This window comes from Ruegeria sp. BHSA118, from assembly GCF_059613405.1.
On the sequence record NZ_JBXWSM010000057.1, the window covers coordinates 18,826 to 27,922 of the forward strand.

Consider the following 9,097-nt stretch of genomic DNA (forward strand, 5'->3'; position numbering starts at 1 on the left):
CACCAAGCTTCAATTCGGCTCCAAGAAACGGAACTTGTTTGATAGTGCAGAGATTAGCGATTTTGTTTAAGGATTGCACCGTTTCGCATAATCAACGAAAGCTCTGACACGGGGCGGCATATTGCGCTTGGATAGATAGTTCAGGGAGAACCGGGGCAAATCAGCGGTCTGGCCTTCCAGAACCTGAACCAACCTGCCGTCTTCCAGCAAGCTCTCGACAGAGCTTGCAAAGATATAGGCCAGCCCAAGCCCCGCCTTTGCGCCTTCAAGGATGGAGGTCACGTCGTTGGTGACGATCTTGGGACGCGGCATGACCGAATAGGGGCCGTCTGTGCCTGCAAATACCCACGGGGCCAGCTTGTCAGCACCTGTAATAGCAAAACAGACCCCGCTATGTGCCGCCACATCGGCCGGTTTCTCTAGGGGCGGGCAATTGGCTAGATATTCGGGGGACGCGACAATCGTCATCTTCAGTGTAGGGCCAATTGCGATGGCATATGTATCAGGATCAAGCAGGGTCTCAGCACGGATAGCAGCATCAACCCCGCTGGTTACGAGATCGACTTTTGTTTCGTCATAAATTAGTTCAATCGCCACCGCCGGATGTTCTTTTGCAAATCCTGTGATTAGGGCATCCAGAAACAATTGGCCCGCGGCGGTCGGGGCCGTTAGCCGAAGCGTGCCCGACAGATCTTCGTTTAGGTCGTGAATACTTTTCAGTGCTGTTTCCAGATCATTGATTGCTGGCAGGCTACGGCGAAAAAGAAGTTCGCCCGCTTTGGTCAGGGCGATGGCCCGGGTCGATCTTTCGATCAGGCGCACGCCAAGGCGATCTTCGAACCTCTGGACAGCTTCACTTACCGAACCCGCTCCAAGTTTCAGTTTTTCAGCCGCCGCGCGGAAACCGTTCTCTTGAGCAACCGCCACGAATATCGACACGTCGTTCAACTCATTTCGCCTCATTGTTAGATATTCCTTACATCGCGATCTAAAAATGGCTGTTTATCTAACAAATATCCCTGACTATCTTGCTTGGCAATGGAAACCACACGCTTCGCCACACGCAAAACCGGAGCGAGAAAGTCAAAAGGACAAAGCTGATGAGCACGATGAAAATCTGGGACCTACACATGACATATGACGGCCCCATGACCGAAGAATTTGCCGAGGGCACTAAGCGGTTGGCTGAAAGCATTGCGCAGGAAGCTGGTGTGATCTGGAAAATCTGGACCGTTGATGAAAGCAGTGGTGATTTCGGTTCGACCTATTTGTTCCGGGATCTCGCCGCCCTGGAAACCTACAAGGCGATGCACGTGAAGCGTCTGGCGGCAATCGGTGTCACCGTAACGTCGGACCATGTGTTTGATATCATGGAAGACCTCAGCTCAATCACCAACGCCCCCTTGCGCGAGGTAGTCTGATCAGGATCCCTCTTAAACTTGCGCACATACAAGGAGCTTTCAAATGAGCAATCGAACATTCCTGACCCTTCACAGCACAATCTATGCGTTGTTTGCCTTTGCGCTGTTTTTTCTGCCTGGTTTTCTGTGGCCAAACTACGGATTGGAGCTGAATGACCGCTACGCCTGGTTCCTGTCGCAGCACAACAGCATTTTTCTTGGAGGGATTGCCATTATTGGCTTTCTTCTTAGGGATGTGACCGAAGGTGCAACCGCCCGGAAGCTGCTGACCGGGCTGATGGCAACCAACGCACTTGGTTTTGTCGTAACGCTATATGCGGCGCTGACAGGTATCTTCACTGGCTTTGGTTGGTCGGATCCCGCATTCTTTGCGTTTCTTGCGGTGATGAGCTTCCTGCAACTCAAGAAACTTAGTCAGTCCTGATGGTAGGGAACGCGGCTCGGAGCTTTCCGCTCCGAGCTTTCTGCCAATAAGAAGTGGATTTATGTTAAGATCTAGAGCGGAGCTTTCAACAAAGCCACGTGTTTGCCCCCGCAATTAAGGTTCGCTACCTTTCCTGCATGTGAGAATGTAATGTCTGTATTGGGCGCATAGCTGTCTTTGGAGCGATCACATCAAAAGTCCGCTTCGTCCCGCACTACAGACAACTGACCCATATCCCGCGCCGTTCCACCAACGCGGTTTCTGTCCGAGTGTGTCGGTTCGGCCCTGAGACGTTTCGTACAAAACGGACTACCGCGCCCCAAGCGCCTGTACAAAACGGAAGAAACGGCCCCCGGCCACTCAATAATGCGGCGGCCGTTCATCGCCGAAGACCACGCCGCCTGATCCTTCCTGCGCCCGTTCTGCTTCGCGCTGCAACAGCATTTCAACCCGTTGGGTCAGCCGGTCGATTTCCGACTGTTGTCTGGTGACGACCGTGTTCAGCTCGTCCACGGTACGGGTCAGATGGGCGATCTCTTCTTCCAGATGCTGCATGGGGGACTCCTGTCTTGCGCTGGTCATAGCGACACACTCGGCCCAAGGCCAGAGAAAGCGCGCCTTGCCCCGATGCGGACCATGGGATAGACCGCGCGCGGAACAGGTACACTCCCAAGGACGCCCCACATGGCCAAGCCCAAGAAACAGCCCCGCCCCAAGGCCGTCACGCCGAAAGGGTTCCGTGACTATTTCGGCGAGGAAGTCACGCAGCGCACCGAAATGCTGCGGACGATTGCGGGTGTCTATCATCGGTACGGGTTTGATGCGCTGGAAAGCAGCGCGGTGGAAACCGTCGAGGCGCTGGGCAAGTTCCTGCCCGACGTGGACCGCCCGAACGAGGGCGTCTTTGCATGGCAGGAGTTTGATGAGGGCGGAAATGGCGACTGGATGGCCCTGCGCTATGACCTGACCGCGCCTCTGGCCCGTGTCTATGCCCAGCACCGCAACGACCTGCCGACGCCTTACCGCCGCTATGCAATGGGTCCGGTCTGGCGCAACGAAAAGCCGGGACCGGGGCGCTTTCGGCAGTTCTATCAGTGCGATGCGGATACGGTCGGAACCGCATCGATGGCTGCTGATGCCGAGATCTGTGCAATGCTGGCCGACACGCTGGAAGAGGTCGGCATCCCGCGTGGCGATTACCTGATCCGGGTGAACAACCGGAAGGTTTTGAACGGTGTGTTGGAGGCGATGGGTCTGGGTGAAGACGCAGCCGCTCGCGACAACGTTCTGCGCACCATCGACAAGTTCGACAAGGTGGGCGAGCAGGGCGTGCGCGAGTTGCTGACCAAGGGTCGTCTGGACGCGTCGGGCGCGTTTATCGACGGCGTTGGCCTCAGCGATGATCAGGCGGACCCGGTGATCGCCTTCCTGACCTCCAAGGCCGTCGATACGGCCGGTACGCTGGCCAACCTCCGCATTGCCGTGGGCGACAGCAAGATCGGGGCGGATGGGATTGCTGAACTGGAACAGATCGCGGAACTTCTCTCTGCTGGCGGCTACGGCCCCGACCGCATCGTCATTGACCCCTCCGTCGTGCGTGGCCTCGGCTATTACACCGGTCCGGTCTATGAGGCCGAGCTGACCTTTGAAATCTTCGACGAGAAAGGTCGCAATCGGCAGTTCGGCTCGGTTGCGGGTGGCGGGCGCTATGACGATCTGGTCAAGCGGTTCACCGGGCAGGAAGTGCCCGCGACCGGCGTGTCCATTGGTGTGGATCGGTTGCTGGCGGCGCTGCGCGAAAAGGGCCGGATCAGCGCCCAGGCCAAAGGCCCCGTGGTTGTCACCGTCATGGATCGCGACAGGATGGCCGATTATCAGGCGATGGTGGCCGAGCTGCGCAACGCGGGCATCCGGGCCGAGGTTTATCTGGGCAATCCCAAGAACTTTGGCAACCAGTTGAAATACGCGGACAAGCGCAACTCGCCGGTTGCGGTGATCGAAGGCGGGGACGAAAAGGCAAAAGGCATCGTGCAGATCAAGGACCTGATCCTTGGGGCCAAGATCGCCGAAAGCGCCACGCTGGAGGAATGGAAAGAACGCCCCAGCCAGTTCGAAGTATCGCGCGCTGATCTGGTCGCGAAAGTGCGTGAAATTCTGAACAGTCAGGACTGACCAATGCCCAACCGTTCCCAGATACAGGCCCGTGCCGCGATGATGCGTGTCCGGTTCGAGGCTGCGGGCGCGCAGGTGGTGGATACCCCCCTGTTGCAACCCGCTGAAATGTTGCTGGACCTCTATGGCGAGGATATCCGCGCCCGTGCCTACGTCACCTCGGACGCGCTGCGGGGCGAGCAGATGCTGCGCCCGGACTTCACCCTGCCTGTTGTTCAGATGCACATGCGGGACGGGGCCGAGCCTGCGCGCTATACCTATTCAGGTGAGGTGTTCCGCCGTCAGGAACACGACCCGGACCGTTCGAACGAATATATTCAGGTGGGGTACGAGGTTTTTGACCGCGATGATCCCGCTGGTGCCGATGCCGAAGTGTTTTCGCTGATGGCGCTGCAACTGCGCGGGCTGCCTCTGCGCGCAGCAACCGGGGATATCGGTATCCTAACCGCGGCTGTCGAAGGGCTTCGGACCACAGACCGCCGCAAGGCCGCGCTGATGCGGCACCTGTGGCGGCCGCGCCGGTTCCGCGCGCTGCTGGACCGGTTTGCAGGGCGTAAACCGGGGCCCGAAGGCCGTGATGCGCTTTTGGACGCGGACGACCCGATGGCGGTTGATGTTCCGATGATCGGCAAGCGTCGCGCGCCCGAGATTGCCGACAGGATCAAAGCCCTGCGCGAAGACCGCGCTGCGCCGCCAATCTCTGACAATGAGCTGGCCGGGTTGGAAACGCTGCTGAATGTGCGTGAAACCATGCCCTTCGCGCTGGAACAGCTGCGGGATGTGGCAGTGGATCTGCCGCAGATCACCCCGGCGCTGGACCGGTTGGAGGCGCGGATCGCAGCCCTGCAGGCGCGTGGTGTCGATGTCGCACGGCTGGATTTCGAAGCGTCATATGGCCGGACATCGATGGAATATTATGACGGGTTTGTCTTTGGGTTTTACGCCGAAGGCCGTCCCGACCTGCCGCCCGTCGCTACGGGTGGGCGCTATGATGCGCTGACGCGCCGTTTGGGGGATGGGGCCGAAATCCCTGCGATCGGCGGCGTGATCCGCCCGGACCTGATGCTTGAAATCGAGGAGGCCGCGCAATGAGTGTGAAACTGGGCGTGCCCTCGAAGGGCCGGTTGATGGAAAAGACCGTCTCATGGTTCGAAAAACATGGCATTATGCTGTCCCGCAACGGCTCGGACCGGGAATATGCGGGGCGGGTCGACGGGATCGAAGGCGTCTCACTGATCCTTTTGTCGGCGGGTGAAATTCCGCGCGAACTTGCGTCGGGCCGTATTCATCTGGGCGTCACCGGGATCGATCTGGTGCATGAGAAGCTGCCGCGCTGGGAACAGCAGGTCGAAGAGATTGCGCAGTTGGGCTTTGGCAAGGCCGATCTGATCATCGCCACACCCGCCTGCTGGGTCGATGTGGACACGCTGGACGATTTCGACGCGGCGGCAGCAGCATTTCGAAACACCCACGGCCACCGGCTGCGGATTGCTACCAAATATCACCGACTGGTGCGTGAGTTCCTGACCGACGCGGGCGTGGCCGATTACACTCTGGTTGACAGCCAGGGGGCGACCGAAGGCACGGTGATGAATGAAACCGCTGAAGCAATTGCCGACATCACCTCGACCGGAGAGACCCTGCGCGCGAACCACCTGAAGATCCTGTCGGACGGTCTGGTCCTGCAATCGCAGGCCACGCTGTGGCGCAGTCGCGTTGCAAAATATGATCCGACAGAAAAAGCGGTTCTGTCCGAATTGCTGGATCGGTTGCGGTAACTACAGCACACCTATTTCTGCCAGGGCGCGGTTCAGATCATCGGGCAGGGCATCGTCCTGCTCGCGGTTTTTGGGCAAATCGGCAGGAGTATCTTCAGGCTTGAGATAACGCCATCCCTGAAACGGGCGTTTCAGGGCGTTCTGGGTGCGGTGCAGCTTGGGGTCCAGCACAATGGCACAGCGGCGTATACCATCGTCTCCGATCACTTCATCCAGCCGAAGGATCCGCTGGCGACACTGGATTACGCCCTTGATGACCCAATAGATCGATCCGCCGTTCAGAATTTCGGCTTCGCGCTTGGGCCACATACGGGTGACGTGGCGTGGCAGGCCGTCCGCGAACCGCTGGCGATAGCTGTCCTGCCATGCGATCAGCGTGTCGACGCTTTCCGAACCAACGGACAGTTTTATGAGGTTTACGAATTTATCCACAGCTTTCCCACAGAGTCGTCCCGAGGATGATCCTTATATTGTAGCTTGGTTCCAGTTGTCATCAAGGTGTTGTGGCGGGCATGTGATTTGAGGTAGTCTGGATACCTCTTTCAGCACAGGGAATCACCAATGAGCCGCTTTGCCGCCCCCATCGCCGAGCAGATCTGGGATATGAAGTACCGCTTTAAACAGGCGGATGGCACCCCCATCGATCAGACGGTTGAAGACAGTTGGCGGCGCATCGCCCGTGATCTGGCGCGGGTGGAAAACGACCCGGGGCACTGGGAAGAAAAATTCTATGAGGCGCTGGAAGATTTCAAATACCTGCCTGCCGGGCGGATCACAGCAGGTGCCGGCACCGCGCGTCAGGTGACCCTGTTCAATTGTTTCGTCATGGGCACAGTGCCCGACAGCATGGGCGGCATTTTCGACATGCTGAAAGAGGCCGCGCTGACCATGCAGCAAGGGGGCGGGATCGGCTATGATTTCTCGACCATCCGCCCGCGTGGCGCTGACGTGAAAGGCGTCGCGGCGGATGCGTCGGGGCCGTTGAGCTTTATGGATGTCTGGGATGCCATGTGCCGCACGATCATGTCGGCGGGCTCGCGCCGTGGCGCGATGATGGCGACCATGCGCTGTGACCACCCGGATATCGAACAGTTCATCACCGCCAAATCCGACCCGGCCCGCCTGCGCATGTTCAACATGTCGGTTCTGGTGACCGATCCGTTCATGGAAGCGGTCAAGGCCGATGCCTCGTGGGATCTGATCTTTGACGGCAAGGTCTATCATACGGTTCAGGCGCGTGATCTGTGGAACAAGATCATGCAGGCCACCTATGATTATGCCGAGCCGGGGGTGATCTTCATCGACCGGATCAACCAGGCCAACAACCTGAGCTACGTTGAAACTATCGCGGCCACGAACCCGTGCGGCGAGCAACCTTTACCACCTTATGGCGCCTGCCTGTTGGGTTCGATCAATCTGGCGCGTTTGGTGGTTGAACCGTTTGAGGCAAACGCCCGTTTGAATGACGCGGCCCTTCAAGAACTTGTCGCCACGGCTGTCCGGATGATGGACAATGTCGTTGATGTGTCAAAATTCCCACTGGCCGAACAAGAGGCTGAAGCGCAGGACAAGCGCCGCATCGGACTGGGCGTGACCGGACTGGCGGATGCGTTGTTGATGCTGGGTCTGCGTTATGGGTCCGACGAGGCGGCGCGTCAGACCGAGCGCTGGTTGCACGCGATCGCCCGCGCCGCGTATCTGGCGTCGGTCGATTTGGCCAAGGAAAAAGGGGCGTTTCCCCTGTTCGATGCCGAGAAATACCTGACCAGCGGCACCATGCAGCAAATGGATGACGATGTCCGCGAGGTCATCCGCGCGCACGGCATCCGCAATGCTCTGCTGACCTCAATCGCACCCACTGGGACGATCTCTCTGTACGCGGGTAACGTGTCGTCGGGGATCGAGCCGGTCTTTGCCTATGCCTATACGCGCAAGGTTTTGCAGAAGGACGGCTCGCGCACCGAGGAAGAGGTGGTGGACTATGCCGTTCAGATGTGGCGCGACAAGTTCGGCGATGTTGAGCTGCCCGACTATTTCGTGAACGCCCAGACCCTGACCCCGGCCGAGCACGTCAAGATGCAGGCGGCAGCACAGAAATGGATCGACAGCTCGATTTCGAAGACGATCAACTGCCCTGAGGACATCTCGTTCGACGCCTTCAAGGACGTGTATATGCAGGCCTGGGATCAGGGCTGCAAGGGCTGCACCACCTATCGCCCAAACGACGTGACCGGCTCGGTTCTGACCGTCTCGGAGAGTGATGACAAGGTGCCGGGCGAAAGCGCGGATGCGCCGCACGAGGTGGATGGCGGCGATGTCATCTACATGTCCGAACCGCTTGACCGGCCGCAATCGCTTGAGGGTTCGACCTACAAGCTGAAATGGCCCGACAGCGAGCACGCGATCTATTTGACCATCAACGACATCGTCATCGGCGGTCGGCGGCGTCCGTTCGAGGTTTTCATCAACTCGAAGAACATGGAGCATTACGCCTGGACGCTGGCCCTGACCCGGATGATCTCGGCCGTGTTCCGGCGCGGTGGTGACGTGTCTTTCGTGGTCGAGGAACTGAAGGCCGTCTTCGACCCGCGCGGCGGAGCCTGGGTGCAGGGCAAGTATATCCCCTCGATCCTGGCGGCAATTGGCGGCGTGATCGAGCAGCACATGATCGCGATCGGGTTCCTCGAAGGCGAAGGGATGGGGCTGAAATCCGACCCGCAGGCGCAGGTGGTCAACATGGACGCCCCCCGCGGCAAGGCCTGCCCGTCCTGCGGCCAGTATGACATGGTGATGATTGAGGGCTGCATGACCTGCCGCAGCTGCGGGCATTCGAAATGTGGCTGACGCTGGGGGTGGGTGCTTGTGTTGTTGTGAAAGCTCGCATCAGTTTGCAATTTGACAAGTTCACAATGCAATTCTGACCATGAAAAGTTTGCCATCGCTCCTAAGGGGCGGTGGCGTCTGACTTTGAGTGAATGTCAGGCGCGCATTTGCTTCATCACTTGACCGATAGCTATGATTCCTGATGCATATGCGGTGACCTGTAGGTCCATAGTGAACAGCCAGGTTAAGAAAATGAACGAATAGCAGAGATCAGAGACAATCTGGGAACCCCCCCGGTTTCCCTGATGTCTTCCTCTCCAGAATGAACAATCATTTGCTTCGTTGCTCCAATCTTTTCAGATGCAATCCTAGGCTCCAGACTCATTGATTTACACCCAAAACAAGATGGTAGCCGCGAGTGCGATTGCTGATAGGAAGACCTTCGGGCATCTGTCATATCGGGTGGCAACCCGCCGCCA

At 58.4% G+C, this 9,097-nt stretch carries 9 protein-coding genes and 1 pseudogene; 6 read left to right on the forward strand and 4 right to left on the reverse strand.

Going from position 1 to position 9,097, the window contains the following annotated elements; genetic code table 11:
- Positions 1 to 66 precede the first annotated feature (66 nt).
- A complete protein-coding gene (locus tag AC2FNN_RS15990) occupies positions 67 to 963 on the reverse strand; it encodes a LysR family transcriptional regulator (protein ID WP_171329880.1) in 897 nt (298 codons plus the stop codon).
- Positions 964 to 1,100: 137 nt separating this feature from the next.
- On the opposite strand from AC2FNN_RS15990, the gene AC2FNN_RS15995 reads away from it, so the two are divergent.
- Both AC2FNN_RS15995 and AC2FNN_RS16000 read left to right on the forward strand, forming a co-directional pair.
- Complete coding sequence (locus tag AC2FNN_RS15995; RefSeq protein ID WP_171364712.1) at positions 1,101 to 1,421, forward strand: monooxygenase; 321 nt, start codon at positions 1,101 to 1,103, stop codon at positions 1,419 to 1,421.
- Positions 1,422 to 1,464: 43 nt separating this feature from the next.
- A complete protein-coding gene (locus AC2FNN_RS16000) occupies positions 1,465 to 1,845 on the forward strand; it encodes a hypothetical protein (RefSeq protein WP_496759503.1) in 381 nt (126 codons plus the stop codon).
- Positions 1,846 to 2,205: 360 nt separating this feature from the next.
- On the opposite strand, the gene AC2FNN_RS16005 is transcribed toward AC2FNN_RS16000, so the two are convergent.
- Complete coding sequence (locus AC2FNN_RS16005) at positions 2,206 to 2,400, reverse strand: SlyX family protein (protein ID WP_152460143.1); 195 nt, start codon at positions 2,398 to 2,400, stop codon at positions 2,206 to 2,208.
- A 129-nt stretch (positions 2,401 to 2,529) separates the two neighbouring features.
- Between AC2FNN_RS16005 and hisS the strand changes: the two genes are divergently transcribed.
- Genes hisS through hisG form a run of 3 tightly spaced genes read left to right on the forward strand, consistent with a single transcriptional unit; the run spans position 2,530 to position 5,795 of the window.
- Entirely contained in the window at positions 2,530 to 4,017 is a 1,488-nt protein-coding gene (hisS, locus tag AC2FNN_RS16010) for a histidine--tRNA ligase (RefSeq protein ID WP_496759504.1), read from the forward strand.
- Positions 4,018 to 4,020: 3 nt separating this feature from the next.
- Positions 4,021 to 5,109: an ATP phosphoribosyltransferase regulatory subunit gene (locus AC2FNN_RS16015; RefSeq protein ID WP_480915415.1), complete on the forward strand. Its 1,089-nt coding sequence runs from the start codon at positions 4,021 to 4,023 to the stop codon at positions 5,107 to 5,109.
- Positions 5,106 to 5,795, forward strand: coding sequence for an ATP phosphoribosyltransferase (hisG, locus tag AC2FNN_RS16020; protein ID WP_496759505.1), 690 nt, complete (start codon positions 5,106 to 5,108; stop codon positions 5,793 to 5,795). Before AC2FNN_RS16015 ends, hisG begins: the two co-directional genes overlap by 4 nt.
- On the opposite strand, the gene AC2FNN_RS16025 is transcribed toward hisG, so the two are convergent.
- A complete protein-coding gene (locus AC2FNN_RS16025) occupies positions 5,796 to 6,227 on the reverse strand; it encodes a DUF1489 family protein (RefSeq protein ID WP_496759506.1) in 432 nt (143 codons plus the stop codon). It abuts the gene before it with no gap.
- Positions 6,228 to 6,356: 129 nt separating this feature from the next.
- Between AC2FNN_RS16025 and AC2FNN_RS16030 the strand changes: the two genes are divergently transcribed.
- Complete coding sequence (locus AC2FNN_RS16030; RefSeq protein ID WP_496759507.1) at positions 6,357 to 8,639, forward strand: adenosylcobalamin-dependent ribonucleoside-diphosphate reductase; 2,283 nt, start codon at positions 6,357 to 6,359, stop codon at positions 8,637 to 8,639.
- A 368-nt stretch (positions 8,640 to 9,007) separates the two neighbouring features.
- Here AC2FNN_RS16030 and AC2FNN_RS16035 read toward each other — a convergent pair.
- Positions 9,008 to 9,097 (reverse strand): annotated as a pseudogene (locus AC2FNN_RS16035) (IS5/IS1182 family transposase); the annotation flags it as partial.